17 protein-coding genes and 2 pseudogenes are annotated in these 19,604 nt (G+C 43.8%); 8 read left to right on the plus strand and 11 right to left on the minus strand.

Annotation, left to right across the window (positions count from 1 at the left end; all coding sequences use genetic code 11):
* Positions 1-177: 177 nt before the first annotated feature.
* Both M1B78_RS06615 and M1B78_RS06620 read right to left on the minus strand, forming a co-directional pair.
* On the minus strand, positions 178-684 hold the full coding sequence (locus tag M1B78_RS06615) for a DUF6169 family protein (protein WP_257940224.1): 507 nt from the start codon (positions 682-684) through the stop codon (positions 178-180).
* On the minus strand, positions 681-836 hold the full coding sequence (locus M1B78_RS06620; RefSeq protein WP_257940225.1) for a hypothetical protein: 156 nt from the start codon (positions 834-836) through the stop codon (positions 681-683). The genes M1B78_RS06615 and M1B78_RS06620 overlap by 4 nt, the downstream gene beginning before the upstream one ends.
* A 463-nt stretch (positions 837-1,299) precedes the next feature.
* On the opposite strand from M1B78_RS06620, the gene M1B78_RS06625 reads away from it, so the two are divergent.
* From M1B78_RS06625 to M1B78_RS06635, 3 genes and pseudogenes are all read left to right on the plus strand, one after another.
* Positions 1,300-1,464: a hypothetical protein gene (locus tag M1B78_RS06625; RefSeq protein WP_257940226.1), complete on the plus strand. Its 165-nt coding sequence runs from the start codon at positions 1,300-1,302 to the stop codon at positions 1,462-1,464.
* Between the two features lie 186 nt (positions 1,465-1,650).
* Positions 1,651-2,292, plus strand: a pseudogene (locus tag M1B78_RS06630) (DUF3871 family protein); the annotation flags it as partial.
* A 13-nt stretch (positions 2,293-2,305) separates the two neighbouring features.
* Positions 2,306-2,725, plus strand: a complete 420-nt coding sequence (locus tag M1B78_RS06635) for a S1 family peptidase (RefSeq protein ID WP_257940228.1) — start codon at positions 2,306-2,308, stop codon at positions 2,723-2,725.
* Between the two features lie 57 nt (positions 2,726-2,782).
* Here the strand turns inward: M1B78_RS06635 and M1B78_RS06640 are convergent, their stop codons facing one another.
* The 6 genes from M1B78_RS06640 to M1B78_RS06665 form a co-directional block, all read right to left on the minus strand.
* Positions 2,783-4,273, minus strand: coding sequence for an arylsulfatase (locus M1B78_RS06640; RefSeq protein ID WP_257940229.1), 1,491 nt, complete (start codon positions 4,271-4,273; stop codon positions 2,783-2,785).
* Between the two features lie 12 nt (positions 4,274-4,285).
* A complete protein-coding gene (locus tag M1B78_RS06645; RefSeq protein WP_257931748.1) occupies positions 4,286-5,845 on the minus strand; it encodes a beta-N-acetylhexosaminidase in 1,560 nt (519 codons plus the stop codon).
* A gap of 100 nt (positions 5,846-5,945) precedes the next feature.
* On the minus strand, positions 5,946-7,799 hold the full coding sequence (locus M1B78_RS06650; protein WP_136010542.1) for a RagB/SusD family nutrient uptake outer membrane protein: 1,854 nt from the start codon (positions 7,797-7,799) through the stop codon (positions 5,946-5,948).
* Between the two features lie 13 nt (positions 7,800-7,812).
* Positions 7,813-11,259, minus strand: coding sequence for a TonB-dependent receptor (locus M1B78_RS06655; protein WP_257931749.1), 3,447 nt, complete (start codon positions 11,257-11,259; stop codon positions 7,813-7,815).
* A 116-nt stretch (positions 11,260-11,375) separates the two neighbouring features.
* Positions 11,376-12,380, minus strand: coding sequence for a FecR family protein (locus M1B78_RS06660; protein ID WP_257931750.1), 1,005 nt, complete (start codon positions 12,378-12,380; stop codon positions 11,376-11,378).
* A gap of 79 nt (positions 12,381-12,459) precedes the next feature.
* Positions 12,460-13,023: an RNA polymerase sigma-70 factor gene (locus tag M1B78_RS06665; protein WP_257931751.1), complete on the minus strand. Its 564-nt coding sequence runs from the start codon at positions 13,021-13,023 to the stop codon at positions 12,460-12,462.
* Positions 13,024-13,097: 74 nt separating this feature from the next.
* On the opposite strand from M1B78_RS06665, the pseudogene M1B78_RS06670 reads away from it, so the two are divergent.
* Positions 13,098-13,955: pseudogene (locus M1B78_RS06670) on the plus strand (transposase).
* A 116-nt stretch (positions 13,956-14,071) separates the two neighbouring features.
* On the opposite strand, the gene M1B78_RS06675 reads toward M1B78_RS06670, so the two are convergent.
* A complete protein-coding gene (locus M1B78_RS06675) occupies positions 14,072-14,506 on the minus strand; it encodes a Fur family transcriptional regulator (RefSeq protein ID WP_257931752.1) in 435 nt (144 codons plus the stop codon).
* A gap of 5 nt (positions 14,507-14,511) precedes the next feature.
* Positions 14,512-16,452: a heavy metal translocating P-type ATPase gene (locus M1B78_RS06680; RefSeq protein WP_257931753.1), complete on the minus strand. Its 1,941-nt coding sequence runs from the start codon at positions 16,450-16,452 to the stop codon at positions 14,512-14,514.
* 243 nt (positions 16,453-16,695) lie between these two features.
* Here M1B78_RS06680 and dinB point away from each other — a divergent pair, with 243 nt between their 5' ends.
* A complete protein-coding gene (dinB, locus tag M1B78_RS06685; protein WP_257931785.1) occupies positions 16,696-17,802 on the plus strand; it encodes a DNA polymerase IV in 1,107 nt (368 codons plus the stop codon).
* A gap of 78 nt (positions 17,803-17,880) precedes the next feature.
* Positions 17,881-18,255 carry a YccF domain-containing protein gene (locus M1B78_RS06690; protein ID WP_136010547.1) on the plus strand — a complete coding sequence of 125 codons (375 nt, stop codon included), beginning with the start codon at positions 17,881-17,883 and terminating at the stop codon, positions 18,253-18,255.
* Between the two features lie 190 nt (positions 18,256-18,445).
* Here M1B78_RS06690 and M1B78_RS06695 read toward each other — a convergent pair whose 3' ends face one another.
* On the minus strand, positions 18,446-18,577 hold the full coding sequence (locus tag M1B78_RS06695; protein ID WP_255260542.1) for a hypothetical protein: 132 nt from the start codon (positions 18,575-18,577) through the stop codon (positions 18,446-18,448).
* 181 nt (positions 18,578-18,758) lie between these two features.
* Here M1B78_RS06695 and M1B78_RS06700 point away from each other — a divergent pair, with 181 nt between their 5' ends.
* Together M1B78_RS06700 and M1B78_RS06705 are read left to right on the plus strand one after the other, a co-directional pair.
* On the plus strand, positions 18,759-19,016 hold the full coding sequence (locus M1B78_RS06700; protein WP_246866942.1) for a hypothetical protein: 258 nt from the start codon (positions 18,759-18,761) through the stop codon (positions 19,014-19,016).
* Positions 19,017-19,250: 234 nt separating this feature from the next.
* The gene (locus M1B78_RS06705) at positions 19,251-19,583 is read left to right on the plus strand and encodes a DUF2141 domain-containing protein (protein ID WP_419180050.1); all 333 of its coding nucleotides are present in this window, start codon (positions 19,251-19,253) and stop codon (positions 19,581-19,583) included.
* Positions 19,584-19,604: the final 21 nt, after the last annotated feature.

Raw genomic sequence — 19,604 nt, forward strand, 5'->3', positions numbered from 1 at the left:
ATACTTGTCGTCTTAGACGTTTTGTGGGAAAATTTACGGACTATAAGTATAATTAATTAGATACAAGTAAGTTACATGCGAATATAAGAGCGGGAGATTTTTCTTTTTAGAGGAAAGGTAAACAAAAAGATTCAGAGTACCAAAAAGCAGACCCATTCTCTTCCATTCCCTATCCTGTCATTCAGGTTTTTGACTGAGCAGTTGGATGGATTCTGTAAACTCAGCTATAATCTCCGTCAAATCAGGATTGTCATTACGGAGAATTATCGTTGCAAAGTTTACGACACCTTCTTCATCAACAATCGAAGATGAAATCATTGTAAACAGAGCCTTCCGATTATAAGTGGAAAACCAATACTCAAACAACCGGTTACGCATACTTTGCCTGCTGTCACCAGTCTCGCAGATATAGAGCAATGTTGAGTTGCTATTTCTGAAAAATTCATCAACGATGGCAATAATCGTGTCACGTACTTTACGGTCACGGGGAGACTTATGGTTATTGATATTGGCTATAATCAATTGATATGAGTTCCGTGACAGTAAAATATCATCTTCCATAAAACCTACGGAATAATGTACTCCTTCATCCGTAAAGAACTGATAAAATCCATCTTCTCCAGCAGTTTCTACCGGATATGAAGAATTTTCGTTAATGTGTTTCAGTGAAAGAAGCTGTTTCATAATGCAAAAAAAGTATCTGCTTCCTTACCGGTACGTTTTTTATAGGTCTTCTTCATTGATTTTTCCAATTTAGCGAGACAAACACGTTTTTTTTCTCTTGCTGCCTGAAATTTGGCTAAAGTCTCTTCTTTCGTTGCTTTTGTTTTTACCATAACATCTGTCCTTTCCTTCTGCAAAGATAATACTTTTTATTGAGAATCAGAGGCTTTTACAGAGTCTTATCCAATATATACTTTCTCCATTTTCAATCCCCTCAAATCCTTATATATGATAAAAAGCTTGGAGCATTATTCAGCACTGCAATGAAGAGTGCGTTAGCTTCAAGCATTAATGAAAATAAATAATTACCGGGTTAACTCTAATTTCAGATAATGGTTAGAAATTTAATTCGATGGCTAGGAAATCGGGAGTAGTTGTAGCAGCTTTAGTCTCTATATACAAAACCGAACGGAATAGCGGAAAGTCAAGTCAGAGCGAGGAACTGTGACGACGGCTTTTCATTTTTTTTCTTCTCCTCCCTTCCTTGATTTCCCCTCAAAGCCTTATATATGAGAAAAGTATATAAGAGAAATAGAGAATAGAAACATAATAACTAACAATTTAAAACTAAGAGACATGGGAAATTTAATTAAAGGATTGAAGGTCGCAGCTTATGTGGCCGAGATTATCGTGGCAGGTTCCGTAGTAATCGAACTTGCAGAAAAGTATGGTGGCAAATTCGGAAAAGAGAAGATTGCCACGGGTGAAGTCAAGGCCGTTGACGCTGCGACTGAAAACTGATAGAACGTCTGTGAATGGATTATGACAAGAAAGCGGACGTGATAATAACGGTATTGGAGGTAGCAACTTCAATACTCAAAGGAATAAAGAAGCTAAGAGGTATATTCATAAAAGCAAAGAAATGACCCCTCTTGGCTTTTTGTTTTTTCACCGCATTTTATTAACCGACTAAAAAATAACAAGAGTATGGAAACAATGACTAATGAACTTACTGTCATTCCAAGAACAATCGGAATGGTAACAAGAATGATGGATGCAGTTAATATCGAAGATGCTGTAATCGTATCGGAAGAAGAACAGAAAGAGCATCCTAATTTTATTGAGAGTAATACTTCCGGCATCACACTTGAAGAACTTGAAAGGAACTGTATTGTACCCAGCTTCGGAGACAACCGGCTAACAATCAGCCACCAGAAATTTATCCACCAGGTAGAAGATGCCGCAAGAATGTATTTTACCGGTGAGAACTTTGGAAACACAGAAATCAGAGTATCACATAAGATTTTTGGCAGAGTACCAAGTGCATTGACCAAGAGGAAGGAGGAACTTAAACCTGAAGACGAGACCATCTACTACCAGAGAATGGTCTTCTGTTTTCATATCCGTTCCATGAGCAGAATGATGAACGGAGAAGAAGTACATTTATGTATCGGAGGTGTAAGAAGTCTGAATGAGGAGAACTTATATGCCCAAAAATCCCCCGAGAAATTCAAGATCTTTATCGGATGGAGAGTAAAGGTTTGCAGTAATATGATGTTGACAAATGATGGCTTGACCGGACGACTGGAAGTGATGAGTGATGCAGATATATACAGTTCAGCACTCAGACAATAAAGGGACTGTGGATGCTTCTTTTATTGAGATAACAAATTCAGATTATGAGGGTTCTAACCAATTATATAAATACCCAGGAAGTACAGCTAGTGGTGAAATAAGTCCTGACATTAAAGAATATGGTGTCGGCTTTACTGTTAATAAAATAGGTCAGACGACTCAGCGTACTTGGGGGGAAATTTATACGACAACTGCAAGAATTAAAGATAAAGATGAAGCTATAGAATTTTATCCAATGACAGGAACGAGATATAATTCAGCAGGTGGAGATAGTGGTGGCATTGTTTATTCGTATGTAAGCTCAACAGATACACGATACACAGTGGGTATTCATAAAGGCTCTATGTTAGATGCGAGTGGTAACAAATGCTCTTTTTATGTTAAAGCCAATGATATTAAAAATGCTTTAAATGTTACACGGTACTAACCATCATCTCCTTTTATGTAGCAAATAATATCTGTAATAAAAAGAGTCAAAACCGATTTACTTGGTAGCCTCTTTCATTAATTGTTCGAGATGCTTCACGATATCGGGATGCTGTGCAGCTACATCATGTTCTTCCCTGATGTCATTCTCTAGATTATAGAGTTGCATCTGTGTATTGCCTTTCCGTGTATTCGTAATGATTCCCTTCCATTTTCCCATGCGGATTGCTTTGTTTCCGATTCTGGGATTGGGATATTCCCAATATAAGTATTCGTGTTGCTTTTGCTCTTCTTTTTTACCGAGTAATGTAGGGAGGAAACTGATACCGTCTGTCGGTGGACAAGAAATCCCTGCTATCTCAGCCAAGGTAGGCATTACATCCTGGAAAGCACAAATATGATTACTTTCCGTACCAGGTTTGATATGTCCCGGCCATGTCATGATTGCCGGAACCCGGATTCCACCCTCATGCAGGAAACATTTGCCCCATCCATATTCCGACTTGAAAAGACCGCCACTGTTGAACCAGGGCGAATCACTTCCACCGTTGAATGTGGCTCCGTTGTCGGAAGTGAAAACAATAAGTGTATTCTCATATAGATTTTCTTTTTTCAATTTTTCTATCAATCCGCCTATTTGTTCATCAAAATAGCTGATCATTGCTGCATAGGTGGCGTGTGGATAACGGCAGGGCAGATAACCCGCTTTGCCAGTATAGGGTTCTTCGTCACCGAACTTTTCTACATAATACTTCACCCAACGTTCAGGAGCCTGTAGGGATACATGTGGTAGGGGAGTAGTCCACATCAGGAAGAAAGGAGTGGATTGATTGGTACTGACGAATTTTAGAAGTTCATCGAAGATTAAGTCGTTGGCATATTCTTTTTGCGTATATTTGGCATAACTGGCCGGATCGTTCGGGTCAGCATTTTTGTCTAAGGGACTTCGGTGCGGGTCGGTCACCTTGTTGGATAAATAGATACGTTCTTCATTCTTATATAAAAATGGTGGATAATACGTATGTGCCTGGCGCTGGCAGTTATATCCATAAAACTGATTGAAGCCCTGCTTGCCGGGCGTTCCTTCGGATCCCGGATAACCAAGTCCCCATTTTCCGAAACATCCGGTAGCATACCCTGCCTGTTGCATCATTCGTCCGATAGTCATCGTGTTGGCTTGCAAGGGGAACTGTCCTTCCAGTTCTTTATGCACATATACGGAATCATAGTTGTTGACGGCTCCGCGTTCGGTCATTTCATTATTGAAACGGATTTGTGCGTGTCCAGAGTGCATGCCCGTCATTAATACGCAACGTGCCGGAGCTGATACAGGCGAACCGGAATAATGCTGTGTCAGTTTGATGCCTTCTTTGCATAAACGGTCGATGTTGGGTGTTTCTATTCTTTGTTGTCCGAAACACCCAATATCCCCATATCCCAGATCGTCCATTAAAATATAAATAATGTTGGGTTGTGTATGTAAAGTCTGCCCTTGTAGATAACTGCCGCATAGGGCGGAAACACCGATAAATAAGTTCCTTTTATTCATGATATTCTTTTTTTAATCCCATTTGTAATCTTGCGGCACTTCGCTTTTTAAAGCCGGCCCGAATTCATATCCTTGCTGTTCGAACCATTCTTTCTTTTGAAGCACGTGCTCATAGAAACGGGTAAAGTCCAGTGGCTCTCCCTGATACCACATCTGTTCTGCCAGTCCGATGATGCGGGGAAACAGGCGTTGGTCTATCATGCGTTCCGTCACTACGTCGTCTGTCCATAATGCGCAGCTCATGCCGAGAATCAAAGGATTCTTTTCATTGCAGGCCTTGTTTGAAGGATTGTTCAAATACAAGTCTTTCAAGTCGAACGTGCGTTCTTTTGCATATCCCCGCCACGGAGTGAGCGGGAAGTTGAGATACGTATAGTAGTTGGAGCTGCAAATGACCGGGTAGTTGTGTTTGAGTGCATTGCGGAGCGCTAAGTCTTTATGTCCACGGTAGTTCCACCATTGGATGACTGTATTGTCGGGCAGCGGATATCCGTCCTGATATACGACATCTCCCCAGAAGATGGCTTTGCGTCCCTTTTGCTTCAAGTGGTTTGCCATCTGTGCGGAGAACCATAGTTGGAGGTCGTGACTGTCTTTCAGATTCAACGCTGCTATTCTCTTTTGGCAGTCTTCACATTTGTTCCAATTCCCCTTCGGTGCTTCGTCTCCTCCCAAATGGATGTAGGGGGAGGGGAATAGTTCACATACTTCGTCCAATACGTTTTTCAGGAAAGTCAGCACCTCATCTTTTCCGGCACAGAATATGTTTTGGGTGAATCCATGTTGAGGCACTTCGACGGGCAGCCCGAAGCAGCCCAACTCCGAATGGGCGGAAAGAGCAGCTTCCGCGTGTCCCGGCATATCTATCTCGGGCACGATGGTGATATTGCGCTGGCTGGCATAGCTGATTACTTCACGTATCTCTTCCTGTGTGTAGAATCCGTGTTGTTCTTCTGCCTTTCCTACCGAACCTCCTATTTGGGCAAGGCGCGGATACCGCTTGATTTCTATCCGCCATCCCAACCCTTCCGTCAGGTGCCAGTGGAAGTAGTTCATTTTAAGCAGGGAAGCCATGTCGATGTACTTTTTGATGGTGGATACCCGTTGGTACTGGCGTCCGGAATCCAGCATAAAACAGCGCCATTGCATACTGGGGGAGTCGGTGATGTCGGCATAGGCAAAGGTAAGTTTCCCGGCCGGGCCCGAAACCCATTGACGCAAAGTCTGCACGGCGTAGATGAATCCTCTTTCGCCGGAGGCGGTTATGGTCATCTGTTTCGGATTGATGCTTATCTTATATCCTTCGGGCGGAAGCGACGGGTCGTTCATCCAGCAGATGTGAGCGGTCGATGCGTTGGACTGCCATTTGACGGAAGAGTTGCGGAGCACTTCGCTACGCAAAAGGCTTACGTAAAATGCGGTGGTGTCCGCAGTGTACATGGAAATGTTCTTTCGTAAGGTGAGTTTGCCTTTTTTCATTTCCACTTGGTTGGGAGAGGGAAAGACGATTTGACCGCATGTGATGGCTGCATAGGATACAAGCAGGAGAAGAATGGATAATCGGTGTTTCATACAGGTTATCTTGATAATGGTTATTTGTAGGTAAAGTTAAGAATAAACTGTCCAAAGTGGCAAACACTTTGGACAGTTTTAATTGATTAAGGTCTATTTATTAATTCTCACTTTCCCAACCGGGGTTTTGTTCGAGTTGAGGGTTTAACACTCGTTCGTTGCGTGGGATGGGGTTGAGGTAATAATAGTCGGGCCACAGATGAGTCTGTTGGGGATGGAACTCAAGATACCCTTCACTACCTCCACCGTCGATGGTGACACTGACGCCGGGGAAGTCGGATGAACGTACAAATTGTCCGAGTTTCTTTTTCAGTGCATAGTGGCATTTCTTCCATCTTCTCAGGTCGTCGAAACGGAAACCTTCGGAGAAGAGCTCGATGCGTCGCTCACGGCGAATCTCCCACAACAGGGGATTTACTTCGTAGTCGCCCGAATAATCGGAGTTTCCTTTGTCACGCTTCGGGTCGAAAGAAGCATTGATATTCGTAACAATCATCGGTGCTACATTAGCACGTGGGCGCAACTTGTTGATGGTAAGGTTGGCTACGGTCTGGTCGAATTCGCCCAATTCGCACATGGCTTCCGCATAGTTCAGCATCACTTCTTCGATGCGGAAGATAGGCATATCCGTCTCCTCATTTCGTTGGCTACCCATGTCTAAGTAGCAGCAATAGTATTTCCAGTTGTTGTATCCGAAAGCTGATTTATACCACGGCTGGTTGTTCAAGAAGAAGTCGAAGTGTGGCGAGGCTCCTAAGATACCGCCGATATATCCTTGACGGAACGGTAACGTTTTCTGCCGCTCTTTGGAAGTGCCGTATCCTATTCCTATACGCGTGCTGAGGCTGTCGATGAAACTTCTGTCTTTAGGATTGTCGGTAAATTCCCATTTGTTGTCCCATGCGTCGTTCGATTTGCTACGGTCTACGGTGTAAGGCGGAGTGACGTGCAGCCATAGACGGTGGTCGCGGTTGCTGAATTCATCGTACAGGTCTTCATCGCCTTTAAACAGAACGCTTGTCCAGCGTGGCTTACCATCCGAGCAAAGATAGCTGTCTACCAAATCACGGGTAGGATTGTAGAACGATGTGGCAGTGGTTCCGCCGATACTTACAGCGTGTACCACACCGACGGTGTTCGAGTACTCTCTGTATAAAATTACACCTGGAACGTCTTTCAGTTCCAGCGAGCAGAATAAGTCGTCATAGCAGTCGGCTACGTTGGGATACTTCTCTATCAGTTCGGCAGATACCCGCTTGCATTCTCGCAGGTAGGTTTCAGCATTACCCAAACCGTGGTATTTACGCCATGTACCTTCAAACAGACAGAAACGCGACAACAGTGCTTGCACGCAGGCTTTGTTGATGGTATTTGCCCCTTCGCCGTCTACATTGATATCCCTTTCGGCATCTTTCAAATCGTTCAGGATATGTTCGGCTATTTCATCTCTCGATGCTCTCGGGCCTTCGATTAATTCTGTCTCATCATCGCTCAATACGTGGTCAATCCAGGGCACACCGCCATAGGCCGACAGGAGAGAGAAGTAGCGGTAACTGCGGAAGAAATATCCCACAGAACGCCAGTGTTTTTTCTCCGTATCCGTCATATCGCTGCCTTCGATGCGGTCGAGCATTAAGTTCACACGGCGGATATAGCTGTAGTAACTCCATACAGTATTGTCTTTTGTGTCGGGAATAGTCACTAATTTCCGAATCCAGTTACTTTCGCTCGAACCTCTTGTCTGGTTGTACGAGATGTCGTCCGTAGAGTTTTCCGAACCGTATCCCAATGAAGGCAAGGTTTCGTACAGTCCCCAGGCGTAAGCCTTGAAGTTGTCGTATGTTTTAAAAGCTGTTTCGGCGGTCGGGTCTCCCAAAGGATACCTTTCCAGGAAATCATTATTAAGACAGCCGGTTAATAAAACCGTACATATCAGATATAAATATTTTCTCATAATGCATGGGTTATTAGAATGTAACATTGATACCAAGAGAGAATTTTCTCATAAACGGATATTCCCAAATGCCTTTTTGCAACATATCGGTTTCCAATCCTTCGGGCAAGTGGTCCCAAGTATAGAGATTTTCTCCACTGAAGAATACTTTCATTTCATCAAAATAGATGCGTTGCGACCACGTTTTGGGCAGCGTGTACGAAAGTGTGATATTCTGTAATTTCAAGTAAGATGCATCTGCCAGATACTTGGTTTGTTTCCAACGGTTGTAGGAGGTATTTACTGCATCGTTGGCATATACGCGCGGAAAGTGTGCGTTCGTGTTTTCGGGTGCCCAGAAGTCGAGCGTTTCTTTAAACAAGCTACCCCAGTTTCCGGTAGGCCATGCAATCTGGTCGGTACGCCAGTAATCGCGTTTGCCCACACCGCGTAGGAAAATAGACAAGTCAAATCCTTTCCAGCTTATTCCTGCGGTGATACCGTAGTGGAAGCGCGGTGTTGAGTTACCGATGATGCGTTGGTCACCTGGGTTGTCTGCCGTTCCCCGTCCACTCCAGATGGTTTCTGTATCATCGTCGAAGTTTTTGTATAGGATATCTCCTGGATACACTTTTCCGGCTCCTTGCGGTTTAGGAATACCGGCTTTCAATGTTCCGTCTTCGTTGAAGTCGTCTACGGTGTAGAAACGGTCGGTGACGTATCCCCATATTTCTCCCATTTTCATACCTTTACGATAAATGTTGTCACCCAACAGGTTGGTTTCGTTGTTGTACTTCGTAATCTCGCTTTGTGAGTCGTATAGGTTGAAGCCAATCCGGTAACTCCAGTCTTTGTTGATGCGGTCTCTCCAGTTCAATTCCAATTCCCAACCATAGGTTTTCAGGTCGGCGGCATTCTGTTTGGCGGCAGTAGCACCGATTACCCACGGAAAGTCCATACCGGGAGCCAACATTCCTTTGGTGTCGCGGCGATACCAGTCGAAAGTACCGTTCAGGCGGTTATTGAAGAATCCGAAGTCGACACCGAAGTCCAGTGTATATACTTTCTCCCATGAGAAATTGTTGCTTACCATTACAGGAACTGCCAATGTAGTGGCTTTCTGTCCGTCTACTAACCATTCTGTGAGATAAGGCGCCATGGAAGGAATGTACGGATAATTGTCGGGGGTATTGTTAGGCTTCAGGATAATTTGGTTTCCGATAGAACCCCACGAAGCGCGCAGTTTCAGGTTGGAAAGAATGTCTCTTGTTTTTTCCATAAATGGTTCTTCAGAGATTCTCCATCCGGCTGAGAAAGATGGGAAGAATCCGAAACGGTTCTTCTTCGGGAAACGGGAAGTTCCGTCGTAACGTCCGTTGGTTTCCAGCATATATTTGCCGGCATATGCGTAATTGACACGGTAGAACAAACCTCTGATGGCATATTCGTCAAAGCTATCGCTGACAGAAGCCGTACCGGTCGAGCCTGAAAGAGAAGGCAGATTTTCCAACAATACGTCCGTACGTTGCGACCATTGGGACTCCTTGTGGCTCTCTTCCTGGTTATATCCTCCCATGATGGCAATGTCGTGTTTGCCTATGGAGAAGTCGTAATTGGCAAATACGTTGATGGCATTGTAGTTGGTGGTTCCTTGTGTCAGGGCATAACTAGAGTTTTCCACATTGTTCAGGACTCCCGTAAAGTTGAAACCGATGTATCGGTATTTGTTGATATACATCCGGTTGTATTCGGTAGTGCGGTTAAATGTATATTCACCCGTTATTTTCAATCCTTTTAACGGAGATATGATAACACGGCCCAATGTGCGCAGGTCATTTTTCTTGATAACTCTCGGTTCGCCATAACGTACATAAGTAGCCGATGTTTCGGCCGGATATACTACACCGTCTTGTTCATACGGCAGGATGTTATGGTAAGATGGCAAAGCCATCGCACTTCCCCACACACCGTTGCGGCCGCCTTGCTCTACTTTATTTTGAGTAGAGTTGGCATATCTGATATCCAACTGAGTGGTAAGCCATTTGTTGACATCCACGCTGAGGAAGCTGGACATATTGATACGGTCAAACTTGTCTTTGTCTGTTATCAAAATTCCGTCTTCACCGGTATATCCTAAACTTAAGCGGTAATTGGTGCGTTCGCTACCTCCCGATACGGAGAAACTGTGGTTCTGCATGAAGCCGAATTCTTCCATCATGTCGGCAAACATATCGTTTTCCCGCATTAAAAACAAATTGCCTTTGTCGTCAAATATATAACCGTTAGGATATTTGGAAGGGTCGCTTTGGTAGTCGCGTATGTATGATTCCCACTGGGTGATGTTTTTTCCGTCCACATACGTGTCATTCGCCCATCCCATCTCCTTGTAGGCCAATACCGACTCCAATGGACTGGCTTTTTGCGGCAACTCCAATGCTTTCGAGAAGGAGAAGTTGTTATTATAGTTGAATTTGGGAGCCATATCTTTTTTACCTTGTTTTGTCGTTATCAAGATAACACCGAAAGCGGCACGCGCTCCATAGATAGCTGCCGAAGCGGCATCTTTCAGGATAGATACGGTTTCAATATCTTGTGGGTCAATCATATTGATATCCATCGGTACGTTGTTGACCAGCACCAAGGGCTCACCTCCGTTGATGGAAGTTGTTCCACGGATATTATATGTCATATTATCGCCGGGAGCACCTGTGGCCGATTCAATTTTCAAACCAGGCACAACACCTTGCAAAGCTGCCGATACATTGGTTATAGGACGGTCACCTAAGGATTCCTTAACGTTTACGGCTCCTACGGCTCCGGTCATATTCACTTTTTTCTGTGTACCGAATCCGATAACTACAACTTCCTCCATTATTTGTGTGTCTTCCTGCAACTGTATGTTGAAGGATGTCTGGTTTTTCACAGGAACTTCTTGTGTGGTGTATCCGATATAAGTGATTCGGAGTTTACCATTTGCCGGAACTTCCAATGAGAATTCTCCGTTGAAGTTGGTAATAGTAGCTTGCTTGCTACCCTCTACAAGAACGTTGGCACCAATCAAAGGCTCGCCTTGCATATCTGTGACGATCCCCCTTATTTTTATATTCTGTTGAGTTGTATTATTGGAAGGCATTTCCGCTTTTGTCGGAACAGGGACTATGATGATATGTTTCCCTTCCGGTCTGTAAGTGAATCCGGTTCCTTTTAATATCGAGTCCAGAACAGAAGAAACTGTTTCTTTGGTGAAATTGACGGTTACCTTTTGTTTGACGTCCAGTTTCGTCTGATTATAAGCAATACTTAAATCTGTCTGGGCTTCAATACTTTCAAATACTTTTAATAGAGATTGGTTTTTCATAGATACCGTTATTTGCTGTTTTTGCCCGAAGGCTGTGTTATAAAAACATAAAGCAAACAACAATATATAAATTTTATGAATTTTTACGGGGTAATTCTTACCCGATAACTTATAAAGTTTCATACTTTTGTGAGTTAATCATTAATACTAATTTAAGTGTATGCTACAAATTGAATCAAGTAATTTTGATTGATTTAGGGGAGTTGGTATCCGCGAAGTACCGGCTTCCTTTTTTCTGCCTATCTGCCTCCTTTCTTGTTTTGAGGTGAATAAATTAAAAGCACGTTCTCGTCCTCTACTTTATAATCGATGCTTCCTATCGTTTTTGTTACAATATTCATGATATCTTTGATAGGAACTTTATGTTTGAATTTAATCGTATATACATCCGTAGTGGCTAGATGTGGAGGAACGATGATATGTATATTATATATTCTTTCTATTGTAGTGAAAATGTCTTTGAGAGTCATTCCGGCAAAGTTTAATTCACCTTTGGTCCAACCGGAGTATAAGGAAGCGTCAATGATTTTTTTATTGAATTCTCCGGTTGGATTCTCATATTCGAGTTGCTCATCGGGTGACAGAGTAATGATGTCCTCATCGTTCGATTTCTGAACAACAATTGAGCCTGATTCAAGAGTAGCGATTGTTTTTTTATCTTCCGGATAGGCGTGTACGTTGAACTTGGTTCCCAAAACTTTAACTTTCAGATGGCTGGTCTTGACAATGAATGGATGTTGGCTATCTTTCTTTACATCGAAATTTGCTTCTCCCATCAGATATACGGAACGCATGTCATTAGCAAATTTCTGTGGATATATTAACAATGTCCCTGAATTGAGATGCGCTATGGAACCGTCGGGCAAAGTGATTTGCCTCTGTTCTCCCTTAGGCACAAAGTATTCTACCAATTCTACAGGTTTTTCGTCGGGTTGTATATACAAGTAAGCTATCCATATGGACAGCAGGGGGATGAGTAATGCTGCCGCTACTTGTCCCCATTTGCGCAACGTATAAGAAATGGCTGTTTTTTGTGAATGCGGCAACTTCTTGCGGAAATTCTGATAAGAGCATATGGTGCTTGCATCGGTTTTGAATTCTTGTTCTTCCCATACCTGCATCATTGCTTCTTCCTTCTCGTCCTGTCCTGCGGAGTCAATGAGCCATCTCCACATCTTTTCCTTAAGTTCGGGACTGAACTTGTCGGAAACAAAATTTTTAATTATTTTATAGGTATTCGACATATTAATGTTTTTATGGTGATGGTTTCTTATATAAGATACGTAACTGGTCAACTACGCACGGTCTGAATTCATATTTTTTTTAGAAAAATAGAATAAAGGCAATAAATAGCACTTTCCGTATGTCTGTGAGGGCTTGTGAAAGATGGTTCTCGACAGTCCGTTTATTGATGCCTAACGTTTGGGCTATTTCATCGCTGCTCATTCCTGATTCCCGGCTCATCTTATATATTTTCTTCCGTTGCGGAGGCATTTTTTCCACAACCATTGCTACCAGTAGTTCGAGTTCCCTAAGTTGTATCTTGTTGTCAGTTTCGTTGTTTTCCGGTGTGGAAACAATCTTTTCGGCTTGTTTTTGCTGGTAGTTTTTGAATAGTAACGCACGTTCGATATGCCGGTATGCCGCATTTTTGCAGACACGGAAAAGATAAGATTTGAAGTTGTTGATTGTATTGAGGGATGAGCGGTTGCCCCACAGCATTAGAAATATATCCTGCGATATATCTTCCGCTTCTTCCGGTGATTGTAATAATCCGGTGATAAATCCTTTGACTTGTGGGTAATAGTGCAGGAAGAAAATTTCAAAAGCCTTTTCGTTTCCTTTACTGATAGCCTCTAAAAGTTGTTTTTCATTAAAAGGTTGCATGCAGTTGAGATTGGGTGAATACTATCAATTGTGCAAAAATAACCCGTTGGCGGAATTAAATTGATAAAAGATTTATGTATAAAAAATTGTGCATATTGTTGATATTTGGTAAATTAAAGGTGACCAGACTTTTAATAGACAAATATCGTATGCACAACCTATATGCAATATTCGCAAAATTTCTGAACATATGCAAGCAAGTAGCCGTTAATTAAGTCAATGAATCAGGGAATGTGCCAAGAAGAGGAGTAGTTTCCAGATTCTCAGACATTGGAATAGTGGCATTGAATATGGCGTCAGAAGCTGTTGGTATTGACAGTGAGTCATTGTTGTTTGCACAGTTACAAGAGTATAAGATTGAAATTCCCAATCTTATATCCCGCAGACAATACACAATACAATGACAGACGTAAAATCACTTCATCCCTCTGCAATACAATCCGGGAAAGAATGGCCGCGGAAATGGATGGAGGCGAAAATTGTTTCTGCATTGACTTGAAGCCGATAGAGGTATGTCGTTTTTTCCGTTCCAAGCGTTGCGGTATGGGGAAGAAGGATTTTGAGAAAGCACCGGGGTAGGATACTGTGCGTCATAAGGAGTGTATTATTGCGGATATAAATTCCATGCATTCTGTGGATTAAGTGGAGTCATCCATTCCTTTGACCTCACCAAGGCAAGTGTACATGATATTCATTATCTGAAGGATGTGAAGGTGGACTATAGTAATCCGGTTTTTGCAAAAGCTAGAAAAAGAATTGAAATCCTATTTTCGCAGTTGTGTGACCGGTTTATGATTATAAGGAATTATGCGAAAGATACAGACGGATTGTTTACCCGGATTGTCGGGAAGATTAGCGCACTTACAATACTGCAATATATTAACTGTAAGAATGGAAGCCCCATTGGCAGAGTCAAATATGTGCTAATTTAATTCCGCCAACGGGTTTTGATATATATTATACTGATATTGGGTCGGGAATATAGCGCAGGCATACCTTTTAAAGATAGAGAAGAACATGAATGACTGCATGGATTCTTATTTTTTAACTAAGCCTCCCGGTTGGCTTCTGCTGCACAGTCCGGACAAATGCCTTTCAGTACATAGTTGATGCTGTTCAGCGTAAATCCTTGAGGCAGTTTCACCACCGGAGTGGGGCTGTTGGTGAAGCAGAAGGTTTTGTTGCATTTCTCGCAATGGAAATGGGTGTGCAGGTCGCTTACGGCGCAAGAGCAACTGTCGCTGCACACAGCATACTTGAAGGAGCCCGTCCCGTCATCTATACTGTGTATCAGATGATGGGAGAGGAATAGGGTAAGGGTACGGAAGATGGTGGATTTGTCTACCGTATCCAGCATGGTTTCAAGGTCGAGCAATGAGACGGAACAGCCTGCCTGCATCATGGTGCGCAATATCAGGATGCGGATAGCGGTGGGTTGTATTTCTCTTTTTGCCAATAGGTCCAAATATTTCTTTTCTTCCATTTTTTCTATTTAATAAGTTTCTGTATGCGTATGGCGTTCACTATCGCAATGAGGGCGACGCCTACGTCGGCAAAGACAGCTTCCCAAAGTGTGGCGATTCCACCGGCACCGAGGATGAGGACAAGCAGCTTCACTCCGAAAGCCAGCGAGATGTTCTGCCAGACAATCCGGCGGGTTTGCTTGCCTGCACGAATGGCGGTGGCCACTCTCGAAGGCTGGTCTGTCTGTATCACTACATCGGCGGTTTCGATGGCGGCATCGCTGCCAAGTCCGCCCATGGCAATGCCCACATGGCTAAGAGCAAGAACTGGGGCATCATTGATGCCGTCGCCCACAAAGGCTATCCGGTTGGCAGGGTTGCTGCGAAGTGCTTCGATGTGCTTCACTTTTCCGTCCGGCAGCAGGTCTCCGTATGCCTGGGTGATGCCTAGCTTTTCTGCAAAGTTAGTAACAATGGCTTGTTTGTCTCCCGATAATATCTGAATATTATTGATATTTAAAGCTTTTAATTCTTTGACGGCATTGACGGCGTCTTCTTTTAATGTATCTGATAATAACAGATAACCGACATATTTTGTTCCGATGGCGCAGACCACAATCGTATCGACAATTGATGACAATTCATCAGGATATTCTATCCCGAATTTAGTCAGCAGGCGTGTGTTGCCTACCAGGACGCGCGTTCCATCCATAGTGGTTTGCAGTCCGTGGCCGGCAATTTCCATAACGTCCGTTGTGGCAATCAGCTCTATATTTCTTTGTTTGGCATAGCTTGCGATGGCTTTGGCTATGGGGTGCGTACTGTTTCGCTCTGCCGAGGCGGCAAGCTGTATCAACTTCTCTTCCGGAACTCCCGGTTGTGTCTGGCAGGATTGTACATCGAAGGTGCCTTTGGTCAGCGTACCCGTCTTGTCGAATACCACCGTGTTGACTTGGGTGATGGCATCGAGGTAGTTGCCGCCTTTGAAGAGTACGCCAAGGCGGGAGGCGGCGCCGATTCCTCCGAAGTAGCCTAACGGAATACTTACGACGAGGGCGCACGGGCAGGAGATAACCAGAAAGACCAATGCCCTATATAGCCAGTCATTGAGGATGAACGAGAATTGTGTATTTGCCAGCGAATAGAGGAAGGGGAACAGTACAATCAACGTCGCCAGTCCGGTGACGGCGGGTGTGTAGATACGGGCAAACTTACGAATGAAAAGTTCTGCCGGTGCTTTGCGCTCGGCAGCATTCTGCACCAGTTCCAATATGCGGGAAAGAGCACTTTTCTCGAAGGGTCTGGCGACTTGGATGCGTACGACCTTGTCGGTCGCAATCATTCCGGCAAGCACTTCTTCGTCCTGGCGGATGTTGCGGGGAACACTTTCTCCCGTCAGTGCGGAGGTGTTGAAGGCGGCAACTTCGTCCAGCATCGTTCCGTCCAGGGGGACGCGCTCTCCGGCTTTTACTTCGATGGTTTCGCCTACCTGTACGCGTTGGGGAGCTTCGACAAGCGTACTGCCGTTTCTGATGACCGTTGCCGTTTCGGGACGTACGTCGAGCAGGGCGCTGATGTTACGCTTGGCTTTGTCTACGGCTTTGTCCTGAAAGAGCTCTCCCAAGGAGTAGAAGAGCATGACGGCAACGCCTTCGGGATATTCGCCTATATAGAAGGCGCCGAGGGTGGCGATGGACATAAGGGTGAATTCGCTGAACACGTCCTTTTGCAGGATGCTTTCCCAGGCTTCCCTCATCACCGGGAGGCCTACGGGGAAGTAGGCGAGTAGGTACCATATCAAAGATACATATTCTCCCTTGAAGAAGGTAGCGTCAGTAGCATTCAGGATGATACCTCCGAAAAGTAATAGAGCGGAGAGGATGATTCTCCAATAATCTTTCAGCAGACTGTTTCTTTTTTCTTGTATTGCTGTATGTTCATGTGTGCAGCAGCATTTGCAACTCATTTTGTTTCCTCCTGTTTTAATTTTCTGTTGCAAAGGTAGCGTAAAGGGGATGCAACTTGGTTGCAAAATGAAAATGGTCAGTCTGCTGAATGTCTTGGCTTTTGGCTATCCGGCTGTTGGCTTGGATTACCCGGTTGCATGGATTTTTGCAGATTTCTTTTTGAAACCTGAATTCATTTATGTTTATCGGCAGATACTTTGCACAAGAAAATGGTGTATATTTGCACCGGGAGTTGGAAGATGATGAACGAGCGTAAAATCATACATATTGATATGGATGCGTTCTACGCCTCTGTAGAACAGCGCGATAATCCTGTACTGCGGGGCAAGCCCATAGCTGTGGGTTACGCAGAGGAGCGGGGAGTGGTGGCGGCAGCCAGTTACGAGGCACGTCGTTTCGGGGTGCGTTCTGCCATGTCGTCGCTGAAGGCAAAGCGGCTGTGTCCCCAACTTATCTTTATTCCGGGACGGATGGAAGTCTACAAATCCGTTTCCCGTCAGATACACGAAATTTTCCATGAATATACGGATATCATCGAGCCCATCTCGCTGGACGAAGCTTTTCTGGATGTGACGGAGAACAAGCCGTGCATTCCTTTGGCTGTGGACATTGCGAAGGAGATAAAGCAGAAGGTGCGGGAGAGATTGAATCTGGTGGCTTCAGCCGGCATATCCTATAATAAGTTTCTTGCCAAGATAGCCTCGGACTACCGCAAGCCGGACGGGCTTTGTACCATCCATCCTGCTCAGGCATTGGACTTTGTTGCCCGGCTGCCCATTGAAAGCTTTTGGGGAGTGGGACCGGTAACGGCAAAGAAGATGCACTCTTTGGGGATTCACAATGGGGAGCAGCTGCGCATGCAGTCTTTGGAGATGCTGATGCGCGAGTTTGGCAAAGTGGGGACAATCTATTATGATTTTGCCCGTGGCATCGATTCCCGTCCGGTAGAGGCTGTCCGCATTCGCAAGTCTGTGGGGTGTGAACATACTTTAGAGAAGGACATCAGTAAGCGTTCATCCGTCATTATAGAGTTGTACCATATTGTTGTAGAGTTGGTGAACAGGCTGGAACATATCGGTTTTCATGGGAATACGTTGACGCTGAAGATAAAGTTTCATGATTTCAGTCAGATAACTCGTAGCATTACTCAAGGAAGAGGGCTAATGTCTATTGATGTCATTTTGCCTTTATCCAAACAGTTGTTGCAGGAAGTTGATTATGAGCACCGTCCCATTCGTTTGATAGGGATTTCCGTTTCCAATCCCCGTGAAGAGAGTGAGGAAAAAGGTGTCTGGGAACAGCTTAGTTTCGAGTTTAGTGACTGGGAGGTGAATCATTGGAAGAAATAATCGTATATTTGCATTACATTGTTTATTAGTAGGAGAATTAATCTGGAGTTAGAATAACTCCTTAAACAGATAGGGCGTATGGGCTGTTTTATGAATATTTTATGGCTATTGTTTGGAGGTATTCTCACGGCAGTGGAGTATCTCATAGCTAGTTTGTTGATGATGATAACCATCATCGGCATTCCTTTCGGCATGCAAACCCTGAAGATGGCTGCACTTGCTTTGTGGCCTTTCGGCAAGGAGGTGCGTAGTGGTGAACGCTCCGGTGGTTGTCTTTATGTGCTGATGAATATTCTTTGGATATTTTTGGGTGGCATTTGGATCAGTCTTTCTCATTTGGGGTTTGGGCTGTTGCTGTGCATTACTATTATCGGTATTCCGTTTGGCTTGCAGCATTTTAAACTGGCCGGATTGGCATTGACTCCTTTTGGGAAGGATATTGTAGAGGCTTGAATGATTCAAATGCTGGAGCCGGAGAGTGTTCAGGGGCTTTACTTCCTGTAAAGAAAAGGGGATGTGTCAAAACACCAAAAATATGAAAATCACCCCTGTCACAGATATCTGTAGCAAGGGTGATTTTGTTAAAAAGAGGGTTTTGATACACCCCCTTCATTCATTGTATTTAAAGGTGTTTTTTACATGGTTACAAGGACTGCTTTGCAAGCAGTTTTTGTAGTTTACCGTTCAGTGTTTGGCACATTGTTCCATTACCCATTGCTTGATAGCGTTTGATTTGGTACTGTAACATAAAAATTTCATTTGCATTCTTTTTCATAATTCTCATCTTTTTGTGCTCTCCGCGTTTCGGAAAGCGGGTTTTACATCTTTTCTTTTATCTTATAACGTTGCAAAGATACGAAATGTTTGCGAAAAATGTGTTTTATAACATAAAAAGTGGCTGTTCATCCTTTATTTTCTCCAGAAATACTATATTTTGCAATCTATATATGACAAAGATGTTACGCAAGTTTCGTAAACTCTTATCCGCAATTATAGGAATCATTATCTGTTGTCCGGGACGGATGATAACAATCGCATGTATTGGGGGAAACATGATGCTGTCGGGAATTGTTGGGCGATACACACAGTTGCCCGAGAACTACTGTCTGGTGCGTCGGTCGCAGTTGATGTCGGAAGTATGTATGCAGTACAATTGGGGCGTTCAGTACGACAATGAAGGGCGTTTCTGTAAAGCTGAACTTTATTATTTATGACCATCTGGCGTTGGAAGAAACAGATGCCGATACGAAAGTTGTCTTGCTTCCAGCGACCATTTTTTCTATGTAGGAGAGTATGTGACTTTAGGTAAGAAGACCGCCTACGATGTATCCAATTTTTAGACAATGACCTTTTTAAAATGAACAAAGATGAAAATGATGATTATTTTTTTAGTATTTTCGGTGCAAAGTGCCGCCCAGCTGCTCTTTGCCTAGAATCTGACTATTGAAGTGTGTGACATTGAAAAGGTGGAAGGGCATCTCTATGTCGCCATCTACAATTCGGAAGAAACATTCATGAAGAAACCTTTGACCGCCTTCCGGATAGATGTGAAAGATACGCCGCTCTCCATTCCCTGCCAGGGGTTACCTGCGGGTACGTATGCCATTTCGCTTTTTCAAGACGAGAACGGAAATGGGAAACTGGATACTGCCGTTTTGGGCATTCCTACAGAGAAGTACGGATTCAGCAATGATGTCCGAGGTGTTATGGGCCCGCCGTCTTATGACAAATGCAGCTTCACTTTCTCCGGGGATACGATTTTAGTGATACATCTGAAGTAAAAATTGAAATATTATCCTTAT

Source organism: Bacteroides muris (ex Fokt et al. 2023) (genome assembly GCF_024704895.1).
In the GTDB taxonomy this organism is placed as follows: domain Bacteria; phylum Bacteroidota; class Bacteroidia; order Bacteroidales; family Bacteroidaceae; genus Bacteroides; species Bacteroides muris.

What these genes read in the sequence shown, in the direction of transcription:
- M1B78_RS06615 (WP_257940224.1), bottom strand. Translation starts at nt 684, where the DNA reads ATGAAACAGCTTCTTTCACTGAAACACATTAACGAAAATTCTTCATAT.
- M1B78_RS06620 (WP_257940225.1), bottom strand. Translation starts at nt 836, where the DNA reads ATGGTAAAAACAAAAGCAACGAAAGAAGAGACTTTAGCCAAATTTCAG.
- M1B78_RS06625 (WP_257940226.1), top strand. Translation starts at nt 1,300, where the DNA reads ATGGGAAATTTAATTAAAGGATTGAAGGTCGCAGCTTATGTGGCCGAG.
- M1B78_RS06640 (WP_257940229.1), bottom strand. Translation starts at nt 4,273, where the DNA reads ATGAATAAAAGGAACTTATTTATCGGTGTTTCCGCCCTATGCGGCAGT.
- M1B78_RS06645 (WP_257931748.1), bottom strand. Translation starts at nt 5,845, where the DNA reads ATGAAACACCGATTATCCATTCTTCTCCTGCTTGTATCCTATGCAGCC.
- M1B78_RS06650 (WP_136010542.1), bottom strand. Translation starts at nt 7,799, where the DNA reads ATGAGAAAATATTTATATCTGATATGTACGGTTTTATTAACCGGCTGT.
- M1B78_RS06655 (WP_257931749.1), bottom strand. Translation starts at nt 11,259, where the DNA reads ATGAAACTTTATAAGTTATCGGGTAAGAATTACCCCGTAAAAATTCAT.
- M1B78_RS06660 (WP_257931750.1), bottom strand. Translation starts at nt 12,380, where the DNA reads ATGTCGAATACCTATAAAATAATTAAAAATTTTGTTTCCGACAAGTTC.
- M1B78_RS06665 (WP_257931751.1), bottom strand. Translation starts at nt 13,023, where the DNA reads ATGCAACCTTTTAATGAAAAACAACTTTTAGAGGCTATCAGTAAAGGA.
- M1B78_RS06675 (WP_257931752.1), bottom strand. Translation starts at nt 14,506, where the DNA reads ATGGAAGAAAAGAAATATTTGGACCTATTGGCAAAAAGAGAAATACAA.
- M1B78_RS06680 (WP_257931753.1), bottom strand. Translation starts at nt 16,452, where the DNA reads ATGAGTTGCAAATGCTGCTGCACACATGAACATACAGCAATACAAGAA.
- dinB (WP_257931785.1), top strand. Translation starts at nt 16,696, where the DNA reads ATGAACGAGCGTAAAATCATACATATTGATATGGATGCGTTCTACGCC.
- M1B78_RS06690 (WP_136010547.1), top strand. Translation starts at nt 17,881, where the DNA reads ATGGGCTGTTTTATGAATATTTTATGGCTATTGTTTGGAGGTATTCTC.
- M1B78_RS06695 (WP_255260542.1), bottom strand. Translation starts at nt 18,577, where the DNA reads ATGAAAAAGAATGCAAATGAAATTTTTATGTTACAGTACCAAATCAAA.
- M1B78_RS06700 (WP_246866942.1), top strand. Translation starts at nt 18,759, where the DNA reads ATGTTACGCAAGTTTCGTAAACTCTTATCCGCAATTATAGGAATCATT.